The organism is Exiguobacterium sp. s146 (genome assembly GCF_018618415.1).
Taxonomy (GTDB): Bacteria; Bacillota; Bacilli; order Exiguobacteriales; family Exiguobacteriaceae; genus Exiguobacterium.
Map to the genome: position 1 here is coordinate 1,128,498 of NZ_JACSMA010000001.1, position 23,330 is coordinate 1,151,827.

Here is a 23,330-nt window from a genome sequence, read left to right on the forward strand (position 1 = left end):
CATATGGCAAAAATTCAACATGAGGACGTAACGATTGAATTGTTCCCAAGAAAATATTCAGAAACAGGGGATGACGTGTTCATCGCTTCCTTGCTCACAATCGAGGTCGAACAGCGATTCATCTTCAAGTTTTACGGGTCGTTACTCCTCGAGTCAGAGTTCCAGGATCTATTGTTTCAAATGAGAACGTTACTAGATGGCACCTCGGACAAGTATTTACTCGATCCGATTGAACCGTATTTCGTGTTGAGGATTGAACGTAAAGCAGACGCCTTATATAAATGGACGTTCTGGGCCAGGAGTGGACCGAAGTGAGTGGATGCATTCTTCTTCCCGCAACAAGAGATGGAACAGTTCTATAGCCAGTTGGAGCAGGAGATGACTGAAATCTTACCGCCGCCATTTTTGCCTTGATTCACGTTGAAACAAGTAAACAATTAGGGACCGGTCACATATTCGATCAATTTGCTGGAACTAATTAAAATTGGAGTGAAAGGTATGGAGACGATTTCGTTACGGTTCTGTTTTAAAGAGGACATTGGGACAAGAAGTGACGCCATGAACTTTTTGGAGTTGTTGAATCAGTTCGAGGTACAACTATCAAGAGTTGGATTTTACGAGCCGGTCAAGCAAGCATTTTCTAAAGAAGTATTTCAAGAAATGTGGATTGACGGATTCGAGGACAGTTATAGTTTTATGAGCAGATTAGAGAAACGAAAGAGTTACATTAATATGAATACTCGAGGCGGATTACCAGGCAGTGCGGGATTTGACTTCGTGCTTAGTAAACAGCAATTTCTGTTGGAACAAACAAAATGGATCGACCTGTTTCGTTTCGTATGTGAGACATGGAAACCTTATCGGGCATCAATTGGACTAGATTTAGATAGGGATGTATTTGTAGATACACAAGAACTTTTAGACAATACGATTTTTTGGACATATGAGCGGGATGAGTTCTGTTTCTTAAAAGTGCGTGAAGTGAGTTGGATTAACTATTGGAGTCACGCGTTACTGGAGCATGGAAACATCGAAACGATTGAAGCGTTTGATTGGGAAGCGGTTGATCCTGGAGCGGACGGCGCATATTTTCAACTGACCGAGGCGTTTGATGATCCAAGCTTCATGATACGACGTGAAGCAGCCCGAACGCATATCGGTGTAGGAGTATTATTGAGAAAAGTGATAGATGAAGACTTGATGAAAGAAGCGGAGTGGCTACGGTCTTCTGACTTCTCGCTCGATGACGTTTAAAACAGGGGGAGCGACTGAGGTGGAAAAAAACAGAACAATTTGTAAAGGCTGTATACGAGACCGTCGTACAGGAAGGGCTTCACACGTATAGGGAAATGTACGAAGAGGAAGTGTCATCATCAGATACCGATCTGTATAGTCAGGCGATTCACATGTATCAACAGATGGATGCGGAACAACAAAAGTTAATGATGCATCTTATGGAAGTCGTGATGGTGGATACGGTCTCTAACGTCTTCGGGGTGATTGACGGTAGTTCGTCCCTCAATGATTCAGACATGGAAGCGACAGTACTGCTCGATGATGTGGACACGGAAGGGGAACTGCAAGAATCCTTCATTGGTTACTTACAGGAGGAAGACTTGTATCCGTGATGGATGTAAAATTGATGTTACTGGGCGCAATCTGCGTCCCTTTTTTGTTATGATGAGTGATGAAAAGGAAAGAAAGAAGGTTTGTTCATGGACGTCTCAGCATTACTATCGTTTCTGTTGCTCGGAACGCTCATCGGGATTTTGAGCGGATTCTTCGGCATCGGTGGCGGGATTTTACTCACGCCGCTCCTGCTCGTCTTCGGATACGAGGCGAGTGCGGCCATCGCCCTCAGTCTCATGCTCACGCTCGGATCGACGACGGCCGGTACGATCTCTCACATCAAATTAAAGAACGTCAACTCGAAACATGCGCTCTTGATTGGTGCGTTTGGAGTCGCCGGTACGTGGGTGGCGACTCCGCTCGTGTTATATCTCGAGACGCTCGACGGGGCGAAACCGGTCATCTCGCTCGCCTATATCGCGCTGTTGACGTATTTTGCCGTCTCGTTCTTCCGGTCGAAACAGCATGAGGAGGGCAGCGTCGGTTCGGAGTCGGTCCCTCGCCTCGGATTCATCGGAATGTTCGGGGGCTTCATCTCGTCACTCATGGGTGTCAGTGGCGGCTTCGTGTTGACACCGCTTCAAGTCAAATTGCTCAACACCGAGATGAAACGGGCCGTCGGGACGAGTATCGCTGCGGCCTTCCTCATCGTCGTCTCGGGTGTGATTAACTATGCCGTCGCTGGCGCCGATGTGAACTATTGGCACGGCTTGGCGCTCATCGCCGGTGCGATGATTGGTTCGCCGATTGGGGCGAAACAGTTGCAGCGGTTCAGTTCGCAACTCGTCAAAAAGGCGCTCGGGGGCTTCTATGTCGTCGTCGCCATCAGTGTCGCTCTCAATTTGCTCGGCTATAATGACATTTCACTCGGACTGCTCGTCGTGCTCGCGCTCTCGTTCATCGTCGCGCTGTTCATCCGACCACGTTCGAAGTGAAGCCAAACCCTCGTCTTCGGACGGGGGTTTGTTTGTGTAGATGACACAACGGCATCCCGTTCAGATAGGAGCAATGTACTGAGCGTTGGTCACCTGTTCAATACAGTAAAAAAACCCCGTCCGAAGACGAGGTATTAACGTCTAGCAATATGGTCAATGTTTTCCTGAATCTCCCCGACCTTACTCTTCGCTTCACGAAGACGTTCTTCGAACGCATCGATGTCGCGTTTTTCACGCCGCGGTTTGTCTTCTCCGTGGCGTTGTCCTTTCGGCGAACGATGGAGATGGGTCGCTTTGACCAATCGCTTGCGAAACGTTGAATCGCTCATAAGGACACCCCCTTCCATACTATATACGTTCCACCTATACTTTCCGCTGAAACGTTCAAACCTTCAGGAAGCGAGAGTTCGGCGCATTTGAGGATTGGTCGCGACCTTATAGGCGATGGCTGCCGCCAACACCGCTTTGATTGAGTCTCCGAGGATGAACGGGATGTTCACTTTGAGGGCATCGATGAATGTTATGCCGAACACGGCTTGAAGTCCGAGACTGCCGAGCACATAGACGAGACCGAGTCCGATGACGACGTTATAGGCGACGAGCGCTGGGAACGAACGATGACGTTCCGATAACCAGCCGATCAAGAAGGCCGCAATCGGGAAGGCGAGCAGATAGCCGACCGTCGGGCCGACGAACGGGGCGAGTCCGCCTGACCCACTCAACACCGGTAATCCGATTAAACCGAGCAACAGATACACGACGACGGCGAGTCCGCCTTTTTTGGCACCGAGAACGGATGCGACCGTCATGATGCCGAGCATTTGCAGGGTGATTGGGACCGGACCGATTGGGATGGCGATCGAGCCGATGCTCGCGAGCAGAGCGGCGCCGATGGCGATTTGTGTCAAATCATGAATTTTCACTATGTAAACCTCTTTTCTGTTAACGTTGACTAAAAATAGGTTAACATCAATTCCGAGTCATGACAAGTAGAAAATTAGGACTTGGTCACAAAGGGCTGGAACTTCCAACAAATGACGATCATCGAATGCCAATGACGGTTATAGGGCAGTCATCGCTTCCCTCGACTTGAATTGTTTGGGGGTCATGCCTGTATATTGTTTGAAGACTTTCAAGAATTGACTTTGGTCACGGAAAATGAGCCATGTGTAAATCTCTGAAATGGGGTCATCCGTATACTTCAGCAGTTTTTTTGCTACCGTCACTTTTTCTCTCAAGACGTATTCCGTAGATGACAGGCCGACCTCTTTTATAAAGAGCGAGGACGAGTAGTTCGGATAAAGCCCCACGAACTGAGCGACACGCTTTAACGACGTGTCCTCGTATAACTGTTCGACTATGGCAACGGAATGCTCGAGCGTAAGAAGAAAAAGTCATTTGATTGGTATAAGCACGGATTCGCATCGAATGGCGAACAATTATAATCAACGAGTCATCCACACGAACAAGCGTCCATTCCTCGCGGAACGGACGCTTGTTTTGATGTCATCGTCACACCTTAGTCGGTAACTTCGCTTTTGCCTCGCTCAATTGGGTGCGAACCGAGTCGAAGCCCGTCCCGCCGTAACTGTTGCGGCGTTTGACGGCCGTCACCGGCGAGAGCGCCACGTAGACGTCCTGCTCAATCAATTCGGAATGCGCTTGATACGTCTCGAGTGGAAGTTCTGCCAAATACAGGCGATGGTCGATACAGTAGCGGACGAGTGTCCCCGTCACTTCGTGTGCCTCACGGAACGGCATCCCTTTCGCCGTCAAATAGTCAGCGAGTTCGGTCGCGTTCGAGAAATCACGCTCGGTCGCTTGTTTCATCGTATCGGTATGGAACGTCATGTCTTGAATCATGCCGGCCATGATGCTGAGGCTGCCTTGGACCGTCTTGACGGTGTCGAACATGCCTTCTTTGTCTTCCTGCAGATCTTTGTTATAGGCGAGCGGGAGACCTTTCATGATTGTGAGCAGTCCCATCAGGTTGCCGACGACGCGTCCCGATTTCCCACGGACGAGCTCGGCCATGTCTGGATTTTTCTTCTGCGGCATCATGCTCGAGCCGGTCGAGAACACGTCGGAAATGGTGATGAATTTGAACTCCTCGCTGCTCCAGAGAATCAATTCCTCACAGAAACGTGACAAGTGCATCATGAGGAGTGACGCGTTCGACAAATATTCCAAGATGAAGTCCCGGTCGCTGACGGCGTCGAGGCTGTTCGGATATACGTTGGCGAAGCCGAGCAGTTCGGCCGAACGATGGCGGTCGATCGGGAACGTCGTCCCGGCGAGTGCCCCGGCACCGAGCGGGCTCATGTCGATCCGTTTCAAGCTGTCGCTGAAGCGTTCCTTGTCACGCTCGAGCATCCAGAAGTAGGCGAGCAAGTGATGGGAGAGTGAGACCGGTTGCGCCCGTTGCAGATGCGTATAGCCTGGCATAATCGATTCGACGTTATCTGAGGCGTGGTCATAGAGCGCCGTCTGCACGGCTTCAATCCCTTCAATCGTCTCGAGGATACGGCGTTTCAAATAAAGGTGCATATCGGTCGCGACCTGGTCGTTCCGGCTGCGTGCCGTATGCATCTTGCCCGCGATTGGTCCGATTTCTTCATGCAACAACGCCTCGAGGTTCATATGGATATCTTCATGGAAGACGTTGAACGTCAATTCGTTTGCTTGCGCCTTTTTAGCTAGCGTCTGCAAACCCGCGATGATTTGTGCGACTTCTTCTGTCGTCAAAATCTGTTGCTCCCCGAGCATCGTCACGTGGGCGATGCTCCCTTCGATATCTTCTAACACGAGCTGGGCGTCGAAATGAATCGAGGCACCGAACTCGTCGACCCATTCACTGGCCGTCTGTTCGAACCGGCCGCCCCATAGTTTACTCATGCACCATCGTTCCTTTCTCGGCGAGCACTTCCGCTTGCACTTTCGTCGGCAGTCCCCAAAGTTTGATGAAGCCGACGGCCGCCTGTTGGTCGAACGTGTCGGCTGACGTATATGTCGCGAGGTGCTCGTCATAGAGCGAGATCGGCGATTTCCGTCCGTCGACGATGGCTTGTCCTTTGAACAGTTTCATCCGGACCGTACCCGTCACCGTCTGTTGCGTCTCATCGATGAAGGCGAGGAGTGCCTTCGTGAGCGGTGAGTACCAGAGACCGTTATAGATCGTCTCCGTCAACTTTTGTTCGACAATCGGTTTGAAATGGGCGACTTCCCGGACGAGCGTGAGCGCCTCGAGCGCTTGGTGCGCCGTGATGAGTGTCATCGCACCTGGTGCCTCGTATACTTCCCGCGATTTGATGCCGACGACCCGGTTTTCGATGTGGTCGATTTTCCCGATGCCATGGGCTCCGGCGACGATATTCAACTGCTCAAGAATCGATGTGAACGTCGCCGCTTGTCCATTGATGGCGACCGGGATTCCAGCGTTGAATTCGATTTCGACATACGTCGGTTCGTTCGGTGTGTCTTCGAGTTGCGCCGTCAATTCATAGGCGCTCGCTGGTGGAGCGGCCCAAGGATCCTCAAGGATTCCGCATTCGACGGCCCGTCCCCAAATGTTTTGGTCGATCGAGAACGGTTCTTCTTGGACGATTGGAATCGGGATGCCGTGTTCGGCCGCATAGGCGATTTCTTCTTCCCGTGACCATTTCCATTCCCGGACCGGCGCGATGATTTCAAGCGACGGGTCGAGCGCATGGATCGACACTTCGAACCGGACTTGGTCGTTGCCTTTCCCCGTGCATCCGTGAGCGACGGCGACAGCGCCTTCAGCTTGTGCGACCTCGACTAGCTTCTTCGAGATGAGCGGGCGCGATAGGGCTGAGACGAGCGGATAGACGCCTTCATACATCGTATGGGCCTGCATCGAGTAACGGGCGAAATCGTTGACGAATTCATCGACCGCATCGATGACGACCGATTTGACGGCCCCGACTTTGAGTGCCTTCTGTTGAATGCGCTCTAAGTCTTTTCCTTCGCCGACGTTCAAACAGCAGGCGATGACGTCATACCCTTGTTCATCCAACCATTTAATTGCGACCGATGTATCAAGTCCACCTGAATAAGCTAATACGAGTTTTTGTTTCATTTCCTTACACCCCTTATACATAATTATTCATCTGTATTTATAAATATACGAATTACTCTAACGTATGATTCATCGGAAAGCAACCTTTTTGACGAAAAAAAAAGAATCACTTGTGAAAGTGATCCTTCATTGGACGATTTCGAGCTCAGGCATCCACTGGGACATATGTTGGCTCGTGGCCTCAAACAGCTCTGGCTTGGCCGACTGGAGCGGGACGACCTCGAACGGACCGTCTGCGCTTGCACGGCGCGTGAACGTCGGATAGAACATCGGGTTGGCGAGTTCGATCGTCTCGTTGTCGTCCTCGACCGTCTTGACGACATCAATGCCGACGATGCCGCCCGTATTCCGGTCGTCCCCTTGTTGACCGGACAAGAAGTTGCCGAGCGAGTAGGCGACGAACGTCCGGTTGCCTTCGGCGCCTTCGACCCAGGCGACCGGTTGGAGCACGTGAGGATGGTGGCCGATGATGAGGTCGACCCCGAGGTCGGACAGTTGTTGGACGAGCGTCTGTTGCGCCTCGTTCGGGACCGTCTCGTACTCGTTCCCAAAATGAAGCGAGACGACCGTGATGTCGGCCGCTTGCTCGGCCGCTTCGATTTCTGGCGTCATCGCCTCGAGATCGATGTAATTGACGTGATACGGTTGTTTCGGCACGACACCGTTCGTCCCGTACGTATAGGCAAGAAAGGCGAACGAGATGTCATTTTCGGTCAGCGTTCGCAATTCGGCCTTGTCCGCTTCTGATAAGAAGGAGCCGGTATATGGCATACCAATCTCGTTCCAATGCGCGATTGAGTTCTCGATGGCCGTCACACCACGGTCGAGCGTATGGTTGTTCGCGGTCGTCACCAGGTCGATGCCCGCGTCTTGAAGCGCATCGCCGACCTCAGACGGACTGTTGAAGGCAGGGTAACTCGATAAGCCAATCTCACTGCCGCCAATCATGCTCTCCTGGTTGGCGATGGCGATGTCGGCCTCGGTCAAAATCGGCGCAATCGGTTCGAAGGCGGAAGTGAAATCATAGCCGTCCCCGCTCTTGGCGGCGTTATAAACACTGTCGTGTAACAAGATGTCGCCGATCGCATAGAGCGACGTTGTCGTCACGACCGGTTCTGGCTCTTCGGGAACGGGTGCCGGAGCTTCCGCCTCGGTCTCAGGCGTGGCTGTCTCCGGTTGTTCCGTAGACGTCTCGACGTCGGCGGTCGCACAGCCGAACAGCAGGAGGAGGGGCAAGGTCAACATCGTTTGTTTATATCGGATTACTCGTTTCAACGGACGAGTCACTTCCTTTCATATGGTTCAGATAGGTCTACTTCACTCATTCGCCATGGAAGAAGAATGTCCTTGTCAGGGGACAAGAAAAAAGTGCCAGGCAATCGTAGCCTGGCACACTGTTTGTTAAATTCGTTCTGTCTTCAAGATGTGTTCCATTTCCTCGAACTCGTTCGTGATGATCGAGCTCGGCGGCGGTGTCATCAAACTGACGACATAGATGGCGAGGCTCGACAACAAGAACGCTGGAATCATCTCATACAGCTCGCCGAAGGTCCCGAACCAATCGGCAGCAAAGTTTTTCCAGACGATGACGATCAATGCCCCAGTCAACATACCGGCCAGCGCACCTTGACGTGTCGTCCGCTTCCAGAACAGGCTGAACAAGATGAGTGGCCCGAATGACGAGCCGAATCCGGCCCAAGCATAGCCGACCAAGTTCAAAATCGTGTCATCCGCCCCGAACGCGAGCCAAATCGAAATCAACGAGACGAGGATGACGGTAATCCGGCCGACCATGACGAGTTCGCGGTCGCCGGCGTCTTTTCGGAAGAACTTCTGATAGAAGTCGGTCGTCGCGGCACTCGATGAGACGAGCAGCTGTGACGAGATCGTCGACATGATGGCAGCGAGCAAGGCTGCGAGTAACACACCGGTGATGAGATCGACGAACAACAAATCAGATAAATTGATGAAAACATTTTCCGGGTTGTCGATTTCAAGTCCGCGCTGGGTGTAGTAGGCGAGGCCGAACAATCCGGTCGCCATCGCCCCGACGACGGTGAACAACATCCACGAGATGCCGATGCGTCGTGCTTTCTTGATGTCCTGCAACTTCTCGATGGCCATAAAACGGACGATGATATGCGGTTGTCCGAAGTAACCGAGTCCCCAAGCGAATAGCGAGACGATACCGATGAGCGATTGCCCCGTCAATGGATCAAGTAACGCCTCATCGATATCACCGATCGTCTGGAACGCGGCGCTCACCCCGTCGGTCGCCGTGATGGCGATGGCCGGTACGAGGATGAGAGCGAACAACATGATCAGCCCTTGGACGAAGTCGGTCCAACTGACGGCCAAAAAGCCACCGATGAACGTATACAAGATGATAATTGAAGCCAAAATGACGACCCCGGTCCCGAAATTGATATTAAAGACGGCTTCGAACAAGCGACCACCGGCCACGAACCCGCTCGTGGCGTATAGCGTGAAGAACACGAGTGTCACGGCCGCCGAGAACGTCCGGAGCGTCCCGCGTGAATCTTTAAATCGTTTCTCAAAGAAATCTGGAATCGTGATGGCATCCTCGGACAAATACGAATATGTCCGTAAGCGAGGTGCGACGAGCAACCAGTTCAAATACGCACCGATCGTCAACCCGATGACGATCCATCCGCTCGAGAGTCCGGTCGCAAACATCGCCCCCGGCAACCCCATCAATAGCCAACCACTCATATCGGAAGCACCGGCCGACAAAGCCGCCACGGCCGGACCAAGGCCGCGTCCTCCGAGCATATAGTCGCCGATGCTCTCAGTCCGCCGATAGGCGATGACACCGAGTAACACCATGAGCGCCATATACACTGTAATCGAAATCAATACACCGTTCATACAACATCCCCCTCACTCATAATGAAAACGCTTTCAAATATGATGGATTGCACCATGACAAAATTTTGTCACAAAAATGAATGAAGTGCACGATTTTGTTTGACGATTGACCAAATAATCAAATTATTTGGCGAAGCAAGACGTGAGATGGTCGTTGACGAGGCCTGTCGCCTGCAGGTGGGCATAGACCGTCGTCGGTCCTAAAAATTTGAATCCGCGACGTTTCAAGTCCTTGCTCACTTGATGGGACAATTCGGTCGTGGCAGGGATGTCGTCGGTCAATTCCCACTCGTTGCGAATCACCGTGTTGTCGACGAACGACCAAATGTAGGCATCGAACGTCCCGAACTCTCGTTGAATCTCGAGAAATCGCTTGGCGTTATTGATGGACGCCTCGATTTTTTGTCGGTTTCGGACGAGGCCAGGATTGGTCAGCAACCGTTCCACGTCCGCTTCGTCGAACGTCGCGACGGTCGTGACGTCAAACCCGGCATAGGCGTCCCGATAATGCTCGCGTTTCCGTAAGATGGTGATCCAGCTGAGACCGGCCTGGGCGCTCTCGAGCGTCAAACATTCGAAGTGCTTTTGATCATCATGGACGGGTTTGCCCCATTCCTCATCGTGATAACGAACGTACAACGGGTCGGTACCGCACCATGGGCAACGTGTAACTTCAGTCATGTCATGTCCTCGCTTTCTTTCAAGTACTTCATTTTAACATGTTGCTTCGGTTTTTGACCGGGCGTGACGGGTATAGTAGGAACTATTGGAGGGTGAAGCACATGAGAGACTGGATGATCCAGGTCATTGAACAGTTCGGTTACTTCGGTATCGCGTTCATGATCTTTATTGAGAACGTGTTCCCGCCGATTCCTTCGGAAGTCGTCCTCTTGTTCGGCGGATTTTTCGCCGTGAAGACCGATTTGATTGTCCCGCTCGTCATCTTCGCAGCGACGGCAGGCGCCATCCTAGGAGCGGTCCTGTTGTATGGTATCGGACTGTATTTGGATGTCGAACAGATCGAAAAATGGACGAAACGCTACGGCAAATGGATTCGGCTCGACATTGCCGACGTGCATCGGGCCGACGCCTGGTTCGATAAATACGGGGGATGGATGGTGTTTTTTGGCCGCTTGATGCCGGTCGTGAGGAGTTTGATTTCAATCCCGGCCGGTATGTCGAATATGCCGTTCTTGAAATTTTTATTGCTCAGTACGGCGGGGACGGTAATTTGGAATACGATTCTCATCTATATCGGCATTCGTGTCGGCGAGAACTGGGAATCGATTTTAAGCTATTTGGATGTGTATTCGTATGCCATTTACGGACTTCTGGCCGTCGGGGTAATCGTGTTTTTCATTTGGCGCAAAAAACGCAAGAAGAAACAGGCCTCTTCATTCTAAACGACAAGGACCGATCCTCATACGAAGATCGGTCCTTGTCGTTTCATCGATTTGCATCATCCTTGTTCTCGTCAGGCAAGACTCTTTCAAGTTTTTCCTCCGTCTTCGCCGCTAAAATCTCAGAGAAACGGAACAAAACGATTCCGATGATGGCCGAGACAAAGATATATAGCCCGACGAACAAGTTGATTGCCCCGTTCGACAAGGCTGTGAACAGAATCGAGAACTCCCCGCGCGGAGCGAGCGAGAAACCCGCCTCGTTGGCTTGAATACGTGTCAGGCCATACAGACGGCCCCCGACGCGGCCGACGATCCATTTCGATAACACACCCCAGACGATTAAAACGAAGAAGAGCGCGTTGACGATGACGCCTTGTTCCAAGTTGATTGAAATTCCGAACGAGATGAAGAAAATCGGTAAAAACAAATCGCGAACGGGGACGGTCAACCGTTTCAACGGGCGCACGTCGTGGATGCCCGCCAGCATAATCCCGGCGATGAACGCACCGAGAATCTCAGACAGTCCGAACACCATCCCGATTCCGGCGAAAAAGAGAATCAAGCCGATCAAGCCAATGCTCGCGTCATCTTGCCGCAACAGATGTTTGGTGATCTTTGGTTGTTTTTTAACGAAGCGCGATCCGATAAAGAGCAACACGCCGAAGATGAGAAACCCAGCGAAGACTTTCCCGATATCGGACACTTCAATCGGCTCATCTTGGATGATGAACGGCGCGACGGTCAAAATGAGCGGGGCGAACATATCCTCGAAGATGAGTAACGCCAGGACGAACTCTTTCACATCTTCATGCTTATCGGCATGTCGTTCGAGCAGGCGTGCCGAAATCGACGAGCTCGTCGCAAATAAGACGGCACCGATTAAAAAAGATTGTGAAAAATCGAGTCCGAACAGCAGGGCAATCCCAATCGTGACGCCAAAGGCGAGCAAAATATCCAAAACGCCTGCCTTCCATACCCGTTTGAGGCGCTTCATCAACTCGCCGAGCGGAAACTTCAAACCGAGTAAAAAGAATAACAGGATAATCCCGATTTCGCCGGCGATTTTAAAGACCTCGTTTCCGTCCCAGAAAAAGCCGACGACGACGCCGATTGCAATAAAGGCAAGAATACTTGGGAAGAATAACCGCTCGATTATGAGACTGAGCACGGAAATGACGGCTAACGCTAAACCGAGCAAGACGATCATATTTAGTTCCATATGACACACCAGATATCAGACAGGATTACTGGGTAACGAATCAGTCTCGGTTCCATTGGTATTCCATCCCGACCGATTCCGGACGAGAATAGTCGAAGCCGAATTGACGGTACAGTCCGTCTGCCGGGATGTCTGCGATGAGACTGATGATAGCCGTCTCGTCCGCCTCCTGCATAATCCAGGCCATCAAATGCTCCATGATCAATTTTCCGAGCCCGAGCCCCTGACACTCCGGGTCGACGACGATATCGACAAGGTGGAACACCATACCGCCGTCGCCAACGACACGGCCCATCCCGACCATGTGATCGTCTTTATACAGACAAACGCCATATAACGTGTTGGCCAGCCCTTTCACAGTTCCCGAGTCGGAACGTTTCGGCATCCCGGCGATGACCCGCAGGCGCTGATGTTCCTCCGGTGTCGGTGTCTCGATTCGTACTTCCACTTCATTGACCATATCGCTACTTCCTCTCTGTACACAAGTTAAAATTATTTTCCCGCTATATTGAATCGGTAAACCTTGATTTCCGGTCCGCGTTATTCAAATAATGAAACCAGGATATGAAAAAAAGGACGTGTTCAGATGATAGAAGGTCAAACGATTTTACCCGCCCTGCGTGATATGCGAGACCTCGAAAAATTTGTAAAAGGCCCGTTTAACATCGGTGTCCTGCTCGAAGTGCACGTCGCCCGGCTCGATGCCGTGTTTCAGTTATTGGCGGCTCACAATAAACACGTCTTCGTCCATCTCGACTTGATTCAAGGATTGAAGGCAGATGAGTATGCGACCGAGTATATTTGCCAGACGTATCGTCCTTATGGCATCATCTCGACGAAAGGAAGCGTCATTTTAAAAGCGAAGCAAAAACAGGTCAAAACGGTCCAACGTTTGTTTTTAATCGATTCGAGCTCGCTCGAGCGAAGCTATCGCCTCATCAAGCGGACGCAACCGGACTATATTGAAGTGTTACCGGGTCTCGTCCCGAAATATATCCGGGCCGTGAAGGCGGAAACCGGAATCCCGGTCTTTGCCGGCGGACTGATTTCGTCGACCGAGGAAGTCGAGGCCGCCCTCGAGGCCGGTGCGACGGTCGTGACGACGTCCGACCAACGGCTTTGGACGAACGGATAGGAATCAAATCCATCGAATCCGGGTATGTGATTTTGCAGGAGGGATGTATATGAAACAAGTTATGATTATCACAGGTGTCAGCCAAGGGATTGGACATGAATTGGCACGTCATTTCCGCGACATGTATCACGTCATCGGACTCGATAAAGGCGATGATCCGCAACTGGACGGAGTGACGTTTCACGAGCTGGATTTGGGTGACCATGGGGCAATCGCTCGCGTATTCGCCGACATTCAGCGCAAAGTCGGTGTCGCTCACGTGCTGATCAATAATGGCGGCGTCTCCTCGCTCGTCAAACCGATGGCCGAACTTGACGTCGAGACGTTCAAGCAAGTGATTGACGTCAACCTTGTCGGGACGTTCGCTTGTGCCAAAGCGTTCTTATCGTTGAACGAGGGAGCGGGATATGGCCGCATCATCAACCTGGCCTCGACGCGCTCACTTCAAAACGAGCCCGATTGGGAAGCGTACGGCGCGTCGAAAGGCGGCATCGTGTCATTGACCCAATCGATGGCGGTATCGCTCGCGGAGCGCCCGATTACGGTGAATGCGATCAGTCCCGGTTGGATTCACACGTCGGATGAGGCACTCCGTAACATCGACCATGCGCAACATCCGTCGGGCCGGGTCGGAAAACCGGACGATATCGTCCGTGCGGTCGCTTATTTAATTGATGAACAGAACGATTTCGTCAACGGGCATAACCTCGTCGTCGACGGCGGAATGACGAAAAAGATGATTTACGAGCCGTAATCGGAAGAAACAGGACCATTACCCTATGTTTTAATTCATGATATGAGTAGATGGGACTAGTCGCGGGTAAAGGATGGGGACATATTATGAACCCATTGAAGGAGGAATCGCCGTGCACCAGTTGATTGAAGAGGCACTCCGATTCGCGGCCGTCCAACACGACGGACAGTTTCGAAAAGGAACGAATATTCCCTACTTGACCCATCCCGTCGCCGTGTCGATGCTGCTCGTCGAAGACCGACAACCTGTCCCGGTCGTGGCGTCCGGCCTGCTCCATGATTTGCTCGAAGACACGTTGACGTCCCCTGAAGAAATCGAGGAACGGTTCGGAAGTGAAGTGAGACGACTCGTCGAAGCGGTGTCCGAACCCGGGAAGCATCTTTCGTGGGAGGAACGGAAACGGATGACAGTTCAGCACGTGCAGACGATGCAGTACGACGAAGTGGCGCTCTTGGCGGCGGACAAGCTACATAATCTTCGTTCGATACGACTCGACGTCGAGTCTGCCGGGAGACAAGTGTGGGACCGGTTCAGACGACCGCTCCGCGACCAGTCATGGTATTATCACGAGCTGTTGCAAGCGTTCAAACCGTTCCGTCAGACGACGACGCTCATCGAGTCGTTCGAGACCGAGTTGAACTTATTGTTTTACGGCGTCGCTGACGAGCGCTTCGCCAAACTCGGAAAATTATTTGACGTCATCCAGCGAGGATTCCACGAAGAGGATTGGCTCCAAGAAACGACGACGCTCTGTCAGACCGCCTACGAGATACATGAATCGATGCGCGAGGGCTATCGTCACGGTACGGACGTCAATCAACCAGAGCTTGAGGGCTTGTCCGCTCAATTGAAGGAAGCGGGACTCTGGGAACCATTGCCGCTCCCGATGCTTCAAGCGATCGATGAACTGTCTTACCGGACGGCGATGCCCATCGATGACGTCGTCGGACATTTAAAGATCGAATGATTGTCAAATGAATTGTAACGTGATATATTCGTCGTGAACATAAGAGGGGGAGTAGCGACCACAGCTGTGGTCGATGGGTCGTCATTACGGTGCAACGCACTCGGTCCATCGAGCTTCTTACCAAGTCCGCAAGACCTTTTTATGGATGCTTTTTTCGGCGTCCATATAAAGGTCTTTTTGAATTCACGAAAAGGGGAGATTTATTCAAATGGTATTTATTTATTTCATCTTGGCCGCTGCCATCACCGTGTACGCCGCCATGAAACTCTCGACTTACGCTGACGTCATCAGTGAGAAGTCGACGATGAGCGGGATGCTGGTCGGCACCGTGTTGCTAGCCGGTGCGACATCGTTGCCGGAAGTGACGACAAGCGTCTCGGCCGTCATGATTAACAACCCGGATATCGCCATCGGGAACATGCTCGGGTCAAACTTGTTCAACATCTTCATCTTGGCGATGTTCGATCTGTTCTATCGTCAGAAACGCCTGTTCAATGAGGCAAACCGAGATCATCTCTATACGGCCGGTCTCGGTCTCATGTTGACGCTCGTCACGATGATTGCCCTGATCGTGCGCATCGATTTCACGATTCTCGGCATCGGGATTGATGCTTTGTTGATTGCGGCATTGTACGGAATCGGGATTTACTATATCGGAAAACGCCCGCAACAACCTGCCGTTGAGCGGAAGGCTGCCCACGAGGCCGTACAAAAAGTCGGCGCCAGCGCGACGAGTTCAATCACGGTCAAACGTGCGGTCATCGGCTTCATCATCGCCGCCCTCGTCATCATGGCGGCCGGGACGGCTCTCTCGGTGTTGGGTGATCAAATCGCCGTCGTCACGGGCCTCGGTTCGAGCTTCGTCGGTAGCTTCTTGATTGCCGCGACGACCTCGCTCCCGGAGGCGGTATCGGTATTTGTCGCCTTGAAACTCCGTAACGTCAACTTGGCGTTCGGTTCGATTTTAGGAAGTAACATCTTCAACATGCTCATCATCGCCATGTCGGACGTGTTTTACCGCAACGGTTCGATTCTGGCCGACGTGTCGGCGTCTCACTTGGTGACAGCAATCGGCATCACGATTTTGTCGGTATTGGTCATGTATACGCTCCTACGTAAAGACGTGACATCAAAGTTCCGCTATGTCTTACCGTCAGTGCTCGTCGTGCTCGTCTACTTCGCTTCGTCTTACTTCATCTTCATCGGTTAATCTGGCACGGTGTCCTCCGAGACACCGTGTTTTTTGTTTACTTGGTTTCGAGGAATCACTTTTCATCGTCTTGGGTATAGAAGGAGGGAAGGAGGGGTGGCGATGCAAATGCATTCTGTGGAACGTTTAGATGAGTATGTCGTCTTGATTCCGGCCTATAATCCGGATCAAGCGCTCGTCACACTTGTCCGTGAGCTGAAAGAGATTGGATTCGTCCATGTCATCGTCGTGAACGATGGAAGTGTCGAGACGTCCCGGCCTGTATTTGAAGAAGTCGGGAAGTGGGTGACGTCCGTCCTCATCCATGAGCGGAATCAGGGCAAGGGCGCAGCGTTGAAGACGGGGATCCGTCACGTCGTCGAACAGTTCCCGGACACGCACGGGGTCATTACTGTCGATGCCGATGGGCAACACCTGCCGGAAGATGTCCGCCATGTATATGAGGCGGGGCTTCATAGGCCGCATCATCTGGTCATGGGTTGCCGTGATTTCTCTGGGGCGCACATCCCGTTTCGGAGCCGATTCGGGAACCAGATGACACGTGGTGTCATGCTCGTCGGCAGCGGACTCCGGTTGAAAGACACGCAGACCGGTTTGCGGGCGGTCCCACTGCGCTATGCGGAACAGTTGCTGGATGTGCCAGGGAACCGCTATGAGTTCGAGATGAACATGTTGACGTTCACGAAACGTTGGCAAGTCCCGATTCAACAGATTCCGATTCAAACCGTGTATGTGGCTGAGAACGCCTCATCTCATTTTCGTCCGGTCATCGACTCGATTCTGATTTATCGCATGTTTTTGGCTTATTCATTATCCTCGGTCGCTTCATTTTTATTAGACATCGGCGCCTATGCCTTATTCATCTTTTTATTGAATCCGTGGTTCGAGACGACCCATGTCTTGATTGCGACGGTATTGGCCCGCATCATCTCGTCCTTATTCAATTATGTCGTGAACCGAAAAGTCGTGTTCCACTCGAAAGCGAGACGGGCGATGCCGAAGTATTTCGGGCTCGTCGGCGTACAGATGGCATTGTCGGCCGGTCTCGTCTATGTATTGTTCCTGGTGATTCGGGACGGGGAAGTATGGATTAAAGTGCTCGTCGACAGTCTCTTGTTCGTCCTCAGTTATTACGTCCAAAAAAGATGGATCTTTAAACGGTGACAGGCCAAGACGATTGTCTTGGCCTGTCTGACGTACATGTAGTTTAATAGGCGAGCTTCCCGAGCTTGACCGACGTATACCGGTGCAACTCACGCGGGTCATCAATGCCGGTCTTCTGCATCATGTCACGCATGAGCAGGGCGCAGACGCGGGCATCCTCAGCCGCATCGTGGTGGATGAACGGGACGTTCAAATATTCCGCCATCGTGTTCAGCTTGTGATTCGGAAGTCCGGGGTATAGTTTTCGCGACAGCTTGACGGTACAACCGTACTCGATTGTCGGGAACGTATATAAATCATATTTGGCGATCGCTTTTTTGAAAGCGCCCATATCGAATGAAGCGTTGTGCGCCATGACGAGGTCGACGTTACGGAACGTCGGATAAAGCTGTTCGAGCACCTCGGGTAACGCCGGCGCATCCCAGACGTGACTCGGCCGGATGCCGTGGACGCGGATATTACCAGCGTCGAAGTCTTCTTCTGGATTGACGAGCAGTTGGTTCGTCTCGATGATTTCACCGTCGACGAGCAGGCTCCAGCCGACCGAGCAGATGCTGCGACTATCGCGGTTGGCCGTCTCGACGTCGATGGCAAGGATGGAATGTGACATAATCGGTCCCTTTCTCTAAAAACAAGTATAAAAAAAGTCTAACATATCGTTAGACTAAAAAGCGATTATGCGGCTGCCAAGTTCCGGCACGCCTCGGCACAGCGCAGACACGCCTCGGCGCAGCGTTGACAATGGTCGTGCAAGTGCCGGCCACATTCGACGGCACATGTGTCACACACCTGCGCACAGAGTGCACCGATTGGTTTCATGAAGGCCGAATCCGTCTCGAGTGCGTTCAAGGCGAGGGCGCATACCTCCGAACATTCTTTCGTGAGCCGGATGCATTCGGCGACCATCAATAAATCCTCTTCTTGTAAACATTTTGAGAAACAGTGATTGCTTGCCCGCATGCAGTCGATGACGGCTAAAACGGTCTCTTCGACAGAGACACGATCCATAGTAAGTCCCCCTTAGAATAATGATGTCTTACAATCATTACCCGCTACCAGGTGACTTAAACCGGGCACAGACGCAAAAAAGTCACCCCTCAAATGAGTGGTGACTTCGATAATGGAGCATAGCGGGCTCGAACCGCTGACCTCCACGCTGCCAGCGTGGCGCTCTCCCAGCTGAGCTAATGCCCCGTTCGAAAATTATTATATCATCCTAGTAAAACGTTTGGCAATGGGTATTTTTAAATTTTTTTGAACAAAGTTTAATCCGGCCTAAACGTGGGAAAATCATGAGTAATATTATTCTACGAAAGCAGGTGTCATCCATGGAAATGATTTTACTCGCACTCTTACCTGCCTTGATGTGGGGGAGTATCCCGCTCATCGTTTCAAAAGTCGGCGGCAAGCCGATTCAACAGTTGATTGGGACGACGATCGGGGCGATGGTGATGGCGGTCATCATCGCACTCGTCTTCAGTCCGGAGTTCACGACGCTCGCGCTCGTGACCGGTTTCATCTCCGGTGTGTTCTGGGCACTCGGACAATATTTACAGTTCCAATCGTTCCAAATTTTAAGTGTATCGAAAGCGATGCCGATCAGCACCGGGATGCAGCTCGTCGGGACGTCCTTGTTCGGCGTCATCGTGCTCGGTGATTGGCAGACGTCGACCGAACTGTGGCTCGGGTTCTCCGCGCTCGTGTTGATTATCATCGGGGCGGCGCTGACGTCGTATCAACAGAAGAAAGACGGCGACAGCAGCGGCGCCTTGAAGAAAGGCTTGCTCGTCCTGCTCGTGTCGAGCATCGGGTACGTGACGTACGCCGTCTTGACGAACTATTTCGAGGTCGACGGCATCACGGCCATCTTGCCGCAATCGGTCGGGATGTTCATCGCAGCACTGTTGTTCAGCCTGCGAGAGAAAGACGTCAAAAAGTTCGATCCGAAGACGTTCAAAAACATCTTGGCCGGTCTGGCCTGGGGAATCGGGAACTTCGGTCTGTTCGTCTCGAGCGGTGAGGTCGGCATCGCCACCTCGTTCGCCTTATCCCAATTGAACGTCGTCGTGGCGACGCTCGGTGGGATCTATCTATTGAAAGAAGAGAAGACGACGAAAGAACGTGTCTTCGTCTTCATGGGAATCGGGCTCATCGTCGTGGCCGGGTTCATGCTCGGGATTGCGAAGAGCTAAATGAATTTTATAAAGAAGGACCAGGTTGATTGATGCGACTTGGTTCTTTTTTTAGTTAAAGAGAAATGAATTCATGTATCTACAATAAATAAAAAAATTAGGAATGTTAGTGAGTGGGATTTGAATAAATATATTATAAATTATGCAAAAGAATTTTTTAAGAAGATGAAACAGTTTTGTTGTTTCAGATAGCATATTGAGTTTGGTGTTATGGTTGATTAATTTAGCGAGCGCGACCTCTTCAATGACGTATAATCAAACCGCCAGCTTTCGAGTGGCTTAATTCTCGTTGGAGATGGCCAGCTTTCGAGTGGCTTAATTCTCGTTGGAGATGGAATGAAAGCTCTCATTAAAAAGTTATTTAAAAGGGCGAATTGAATCAGGCAGCGATTTCAGAACTAATGATTGCCAGTATAAATCATCCTAAAAATAAGTACAATTCATAGAATTGTAATGAGTTAAATTTAGAATAATATGATTTTTTTAATGATATGAGTTTCTAATTAAAGGGTATTGATTCACCACTTTGATATGGCAAGATTTTTGATTTTTAGTGCAACAAGTCAAATTTCGCATTTTTTATAGGGGCTAGTATAACAAATCCTTTATTGCGATAGGTTTGCTATTTTAGAACTAGATTGTCATAATAAAAATTATAGGAGGGATAAAATGCTATCACGACTTTTTATAGAGAATTTTTTATCTTTTAAAGGAAAACACGAAATTAGCTTTAATCATGGTTCAAGTAATGCAAGAATATTTAAAAATAATATTTTATTTGAGTACGAAGAATTTGGAAAGAAGAGAGTCATACTCAACGGGCTGCTTGTTTTGGGAGCCAATGCATCTGGGAAGTCTAATATTGTAAATGCGATGTCTTCTATGAAATCAATATATTTAAACAGTTTTGATTATAATACTCTAAGCGATATTAATTCTACAGTTAAAGAATTCATGTTCAAAGAGCGTAGCGAAGAATCAATTCCTACAACACTTGGTACTGAAACGATTCAATCCGTAAATAATGATAATTACAAAATAAATTATGAAATAAGCATCGATTCTAGAACGCAGAAAATTATTTACGAAACTCTTTCGTACTCTAAAATTCTTAAAACTACCGTAGCTTCTTCTACCAACATTTTTGTTAGAAAAAACGGAAAAATAAATCATTTCTCTTCAAATATCAAACAAATTATAAAAAAAATTGAGCAAGATAATATTGAGTATAAATCTTTATTATCGTTATTGAACTTTGATTTAAATAAAGATTTCTTTAAAGAAGAAATGGAGAGTATTGAATATGACATAGTACAACAGTTTGGATTATTTTTATCAGATAATTTCTTCACTGTTGACTCTACTCCTAGACATGACGTTTTTCCTGAAAAGTTATTAGAAAATCCAGACTTCAAAGAATACATATTAGAAAGCTTACATGATTTCGATTTTTCAATTTCTGATTTCTCAATCCAAGACATGTCGCTAGATTTATCAGAAGCTCTTGAAAATAACAAGTTAATGAATGACTTGCCTGATTTCTTAAGAAAGCAAGTTATAAATGATTTGAAGAGACAAAATCAATATATTGTACATGCAATTCATGAAATAGATAACGTTGAGTATCCCCTTGGTTTGGGATCAGAATCAAATGGGACAAGAAAATTTCTTAAAAATTCATTTGATATCTATGAAGCTCTATTTTCTGAAAAAATATATGTAGCAGATGAATTTGATAGTAAATATCATTTTAATATTCAGAAGGGAATTATAAATAAGTTTATAAATAACTATTATGATAATGGTAAAAAATCTCAGTTTTTAATAGTTTCACATAATCCATTATTGCTTAATCAACAATATTTTGCAAAAGAACAAGTTTTATTTGTTGAAAAAGAAAGAGATACTCAAGAGTCTATTACTTATCCTTTAAGTGATTTTAAAGAGATTACTTATAATAATCACAACTGGGCGAATATGTATTTAGAAGGACGTTTAGGCGCTATTCCCGAGGTGATAATTTAATGAGAGATAAAGCACCTAAATCTACCGTTCATGTTTATTTTCCTGAAGCTTCTTGTAAAGGAACAAAAATAAATCTCTCGGAAGACTTTTATTTAAAACATTCATTTCAACGTAACGCCAAAAAAGTTTTAAAAACTTATGGCTTCGAACACCAAAAAGATTTTTTAAAAAAATATAAAAAAAATGAACATAATGATCAATTTTTTATAGTGTGCGATACAGACATATCTCCTTCCCGTAATAATATTGATATTGTGAAGAGAGACTTAAACTCTTATCAGGCAAAATATCCTAGAGCTAAATTGATTCTCTCAGCTCGAAGTTTTGAAACATGGCTATGTATGTATAATAATAAGATATATACTAAACCTTTCACTACACAAGGTGTATTAACTGATGATATGCAAATGAATGGATACGAAAAAAAAGAAGATTGGTTCAAAAAAAATGCTAAATATCTTTACGATAATTATGAGGACGCGATATCTACAAGTAAACGAAGTAAGAAGAATGTTTTTGAATCGCATGGACTAACAACATTAAATTTGAATGATCATCCAGGAACATTAAATAGTAATATAATTCATCAACTTGTAACATTGACCCCGTTTACCTATTTCGATATTTTAATTGGTGAATTGATGAATTGAATTCTATAAAATTGTTACTACTGGAATAGTTAAAAGACGCGGCCACAATGTGATATGGCCGCGTCTTTTCATTTTCAATTATAATGATTAGACCTTTTCCGCCCACGCTACATCTATAAATTCATCACGCCCTGAAATAGCGCGATCTTCCTTATAGTGTTTTGGATTCTTCTTATGGAAATCTTGATGGTACTCCTCGGCCGGATAGAACACATCAGCCGGCAAGATTTTCGTGACGATTGGCTGTTTGAAGCGTCCGCTCGCCGCGAGCTCGTCCCGGCTCTTCTCGGCCGCGATGCGCTGCTCCTCAGTATGATAGAAGATGGCCGGCGCATATTGGCTGCCTCGGTCTTGGAACTGGCCGCCGTCGTCGGTCGGGTCGGTCTGAATCCAATACAGTTCGAGCAGTCGCTCATATGCGAACAGCGTCGGATCGAACGTGATCTCGACGACCTCGTAGTGTCCCGTCGTCCCTGTCTTCACTTGTTCATACGTCGGGTCGTCGACGTGACCTCCCGTATAACCCGATACGATCGATTCGATGCCGGGTTGTTCCTCGAACGGCGTCACCATGCACCAAAAACACCCACCTGCGAATGTTGCTTTCTCCATCATGTTGTCCCCCTTATGCTCATTCCCAAAAAAAAGCGCCCATGTCATCGACATGAGCGCTCTGTCATATCGGCCAAGGCTTACGCCTTGCTGGAAGTAGCACCTTGCCGAAGCAGGTTGCTGTGAAGTCATAGAGCCAGGTCTCTCGTTCACTCAAGATATCGATATGTAGTTGGTGACAGCATCATACCATCTGTCTCGAAGTGACGTCAACGATTTGATGTTCGTCGGAGTTGCAGCAAAGTGGCAACGATAATCAAAACGATGAGCCCGATTGAGATTGGCCAGACGAACGGCTGGTCGCCGGCAAACAGTTGTAAGAAGAACAGGGCGAACACGGCAAGCAAGACAATCACGTACGAACGGTTCATAGTAACCTCCCTTTTCTTTCAGTGTACCAAGTTACACATTCGTTGGCGATCGAAAACAGGAATTCCAATCACGATA

The 23,330-nt window shown here is 49.2% G+C and carries 27 protein-coding genes, 1 tRNA gene and 1 riboswitch; of the genes, 13 read left to right on the forward strand and 15 right to left on the reverse strand.

Annotation, left to right across the window (positions count from 1 at the left end):
- The first annotated feature begins 3 nt into the window (after positions 1-3).
- The 4 genes from KNP83_RS05825 to KNP83_RS05840 all read left to right on the forward strand — a co-directional run bounded on the left by KNP83_RS05825 (position 4) and on the right by KNP83_RS05840 (position 2,564).
- Complete coding sequence (locus KNP83_RS05825; RefSeq protein ID WP_214761345.1) at positions 4-315, forward strand: WapI family immunity protein; 312 nt, start codon at positions 4-6, stop codon at positions 313-315.
- A gap of 183 nt (positions 316-498) precedes the next feature.
- Positions 499-1,254 carry a hypothetical protein gene (locus tag KNP83_RS05830; RefSeq protein WP_214761347.1) on the forward strand — a complete coding sequence of 252 codons (756 nt, stop codon included), beginning with the start codon at positions 499-501 and terminating at the stop codon, positions 1,252-1,254.
- A gap of 110 nt (positions 1,255-1,364) precedes the next feature.
- The gene (locus tag KNP83_RS05835; protein ID WP_214761349.1) at positions 1,365-1,628 is read left to right on the forward strand and encodes a transposase; all 264 of its coding nucleotides are present in this window, start codon (positions 1,365-1,367) and stop codon (positions 1,626-1,628) included.
- Positions 1,629-1,715: 87 nt separating this feature from the next.
- On the forward strand, positions 1,716-2,564 hold the full coding sequence (locus KNP83_RS05840) for a sulfite exporter TauE/SafE family protein (protein WP_214761351.1): 849 nt from the start codon (positions 1,716-1,718) through the stop codon (positions 2,562-2,564).
- A gap of 134 nt (positions 2,565-2,698) precedes the next feature.
- Here KNP83_RS05840 and KNP83_RS05845 read toward each other — a convergent pair whose 3' ends face one another.
- The 8 genes from KNP83_RS05845 to KNP83_RS05880 all read right to left on the reverse strand — a co-directional run bounded on the left by KNP83_RS05845 (position 2,699) and on the right by KNP83_RS05880 (position 10,233).
- Entirely contained in the window at positions 2,699-2,893 is a 195-nt protein-coding gene (locus tag KNP83_RS05845; RefSeq protein WP_214761355.1) for a hypothetical protein, read from the reverse strand.
- 63 nt (positions 2,894-2,956) lie between these two features.
- Positions 2,957-3,487 (reverse strand): biotin transporter BioY, encoded by a 531-nt coding sequence (locus KNP83_RS05850; protein WP_214761357.1) that lies wholly within the window; start codon positions 3,485-3,487, stop codon positions 2,957-2,959.
- 138 nt (positions 3,488-3,625) lie between these two features.
- Positions 3,626-3,874, reverse strand: a complete 249-nt coding sequence (locus KNP83_RS15210; protein WP_214761359.1) for a helix-turn-helix domain-containing protein — start codon at positions 3,872-3,874, stop codon at positions 3,626-3,628.
- Positions 3,875-4,076: 202 nt separating this feature from the next.
- Positions 4,077-5,459: an argininosuccinate lyase gene (argH, locus tag KNP83_RS05860; protein WP_214761361.1), complete on the reverse strand. Its 1,383-nt coding sequence runs from the start codon at positions 5,457-5,459 to the stop codon at positions 4,077-4,079.
- Positions 5,452-6,663, reverse strand: coding sequence for an argininosuccinate synthase (locus KNP83_RS05865; RefSeq protein WP_214761363.1), 1,212 nt, complete (start codon positions 6,661-6,663; stop codon positions 5,452-5,454). The genes argH and KNP83_RS05865 overlap by 8 nt, the downstream gene beginning before the upstream one ends.
- Positions 6,664-6,789: 126 nt before the next feature.
- Positions 6,790-7,938 (reverse strand): CapA family protein, encoded by a 1,149-nt coding sequence (locus KNP83_RS05870; protein WP_251139195.1) that lies wholly within the window; start codon positions 7,936-7,938, stop codon positions 6,790-6,792.
- Between the two features lie 126 nt (positions 7,939-8,064).
- On the reverse strand, positions 8,065-9,552 hold the full coding sequence (gene putP, locus KNP83_RS05875; RefSeq protein WP_214761365.1) for a sodium/proline symporter PutP: 1,488 nt from the start codon (positions 9,550-9,552) through the stop codon (positions 8,065-8,067).
- 123 nt (positions 9,553-9,675) lie between these two features.
- Entirely contained in the window at positions 9,676-10,233 is a 558-nt protein-coding gene (locus KNP83_RS05880) for a DNA-3-methyladenine glycosylase I (RefSeq protein ID WP_214761367.1), read from the reverse strand.
- Between the two features lie 101 nt (positions 10,234-10,334).
- On the opposite strand from KNP83_RS05880, the gene KNP83_RS05885 reads away from it, so the two are divergent.
- On the forward strand, positions 10,335-10,955 hold the full coding sequence (locus KNP83_RS05885; RefSeq protein ID WP_214761369.1) for a DedA family protein: 621 nt from the start codon (positions 10,335-10,337) through the stop codon (positions 10,953-10,955).
- Between the two features lie 43 nt (positions 10,956-10,998).
- Here KNP83_RS05885 and KNP83_RS05890 read toward each other — a convergent pair whose 3' ends face one another.
- Positions 10,999-12,174 carry a cation:proton antiporter gene (locus tag KNP83_RS05890; protein WP_214761370.1) on the reverse strand — a complete coding sequence of 392 codons (1,176 nt, stop codon included), beginning with the start codon at positions 12,172-12,174 and terminating at the stop codon, positions 10,999-11,001.
- 40 nt (positions 12,175-12,214) lie between these two features.
- The gene (locus tag KNP83_RS05895) at positions 12,215-12,634 is read right to left on the reverse strand and encodes a GNAT family N-acetyltransferase (RefSeq protein ID WP_214761371.1); all 420 of its coding nucleotides are present in this window, start codon (positions 12,632-12,634) and stop codon (positions 12,215-12,217) included.
- A gap of 126 nt (positions 12,635-12,760) precedes the next feature.
- On the opposite strand from KNP83_RS05895, the gene KNP83_RS05900 reads away from it, so the two are divergent.
- The 5 genes from KNP83_RS05900 to KNP83_RS05920 all read left to right on the forward strand — a co-directional run bounded on the left by KNP83_RS05900 (position 12,761) and on the right by KNP83_RS05920 (position 17,404).
- On the forward strand, positions 12,761-13,309 hold the full coding sequence (locus KNP83_RS05900) for a glycerol-3-phosphate responsive antiterminator (RefSeq protein WP_214761372.1): 549 nt from the start codon (positions 12,761-12,763) through the stop codon (positions 13,307-13,309).
- A 49-nt stretch (positions 13,310-13,358) separates the two neighbouring features.
- The gene (locus KNP83_RS05905; RefSeq protein WP_214761373.1) at positions 13,359-14,063 is read left to right on the forward strand and encodes an SDR family NAD(P)-dependent oxidoreductase; all 705 of its coding nucleotides are present in this window, start codon (positions 13,359-13,361) and stop codon (positions 14,061-14,063) included.
- Positions 14,064-14,175: 112 nt separating this feature from the next.
- Positions 14,176-15,030 carry an HD domain-containing protein gene (locus KNP83_RS05910; RefSeq protein ID WP_353048515.1) on the forward strand — a complete coding sequence of 285 codons (855 nt, stop codon included), beginning with the start codon at positions 14,176-14,178 and terminating at the stop codon, positions 15,028-15,030.
- A gap of 208 nt (positions 15,031-15,238) precedes the next feature.
- Positions 15,239-16,240, forward strand: coding sequence for a sodium:calcium antiporter (locus KNP83_RS05915; protein ID WP_214761376.1), 1,002 nt, complete (start codon positions 15,239-15,241; stop codon positions 16,238-16,240).
- Positions 16,241-16,342: 102 nt separating this feature from the next.
- A complete protein-coding gene (locus KNP83_RS05920; protein WP_214761378.1) occupies positions 16,343-17,404 on the forward strand; it encodes a bifunctional glycosyltransferase family 2/GtrA family protein in 1,062 nt (353 codons plus the stop codon).
- 43 nt (positions 17,405-17,447) lie between these two features.
- Here the strand turns inward: KNP83_RS05920 and KNP83_RS05925 are convergent, their stop codons facing one another.
- The 3 genes from KNP83_RS05925 to KNP83_RS05935 all read right to left on the reverse strand — a co-directional run bounded on the left by KNP83_RS05925 (position 17,448) and on the right by KNP83_RS05935 (position 18,598).
- A complete protein-coding gene (locus tag KNP83_RS05925; protein ID WP_214761380.1) occupies positions 17,448-18,014 on the reverse strand; it encodes a 3'-5' exonuclease in 567 nt (188 codons plus the stop codon).
- Between the two features lie 65 nt (positions 18,015-18,079).
- Positions 18,080-18,412 (reverse strand): four-helix bundle copper-binding protein, encoded by a 333-nt coding sequence (locus KNP83_RS05930; RefSeq protein WP_214761383.1) that lies wholly within the window; start codon positions 18,410-18,412, stop codon positions 18,080-18,082.
- 113 nt (positions 18,413-18,525) lie between these two features.
- A tRNA-Ala gene (locus KNP83_RS05935) sits at positions 18,526-18,598 on the reverse strand.
- A 134-nt stretch (positions 18,599-18,732) separates the two neighbouring features.
- On the opposite strand from KNP83_RS05935, the gene KNP83_RS05940 reads away from it, so the two are divergent.
- The 3 genes from KNP83_RS05940 to KNP83_RS05950 all read left to right on the forward strand — a co-directional run bounded on the left by KNP83_RS05940 (position 18,733) and on the right by KNP83_RS05950 (position 22,271).
- Positions 18,733-19,596, forward strand: a complete 864-nt coding sequence (locus KNP83_RS05940; protein ID WP_214761385.1) for a GRP family sugar transporter — start codon at positions 18,733-18,735, stop codon at positions 19,594-19,596.
- A 669-nt stretch (positions 19,597-20,265) separates the two neighbouring features.
- On the forward strand, positions 20,266-21,621 hold the full coding sequence (locus KNP83_RS05945) for an AAA family ATPase (RefSeq protein WP_214761387.1): 1,356 nt from the start codon (positions 20,266-20,268) through the stop codon (positions 21,619-21,621).
- Entirely contained in the window at positions 21,621-22,271 is a 651-nt protein-coding gene (locus KNP83_RS05950) for an RloB domain-containing protein (protein WP_214761390.1), read from the forward strand. Before KNP83_RS05945 ends, KNP83_RS05950 begins: the two co-directional genes overlap by 1 nt.
- An 87-nt stretch (positions 22,272-22,358) precedes the next feature.
- Here KNP83_RS05950 and msrA read toward each other — a convergent pair whose 3' ends face one another.
- Positions 22,359-22,883, reverse strand: coding sequence for a peptide-methionine (S)-S-oxide reductase MsrA (msrA, locus tag KNP83_RS05955; RefSeq protein ID WP_214761392.1), 525 nt, complete (start codon positions 22,881-22,883; stop codon positions 22,359-22,361).
- Between the two features lie 64 nt (positions 22,884-22,947).
- Positions 22,948-23,048, reverse strand: a riboswitch (SAM riboswitch).
- Positions 23,049-23,092: 44 nt separating this feature from the next.
- Entirely contained in the window at positions 23,093-23,254 is a 162-nt protein-coding gene (locus KNP83_RS05960; RefSeq protein ID WP_214761394.1) for a hypothetical protein, read from the reverse strand.
- Positions 23,255-23,330 lie beyond the last annotated feature (76 nt).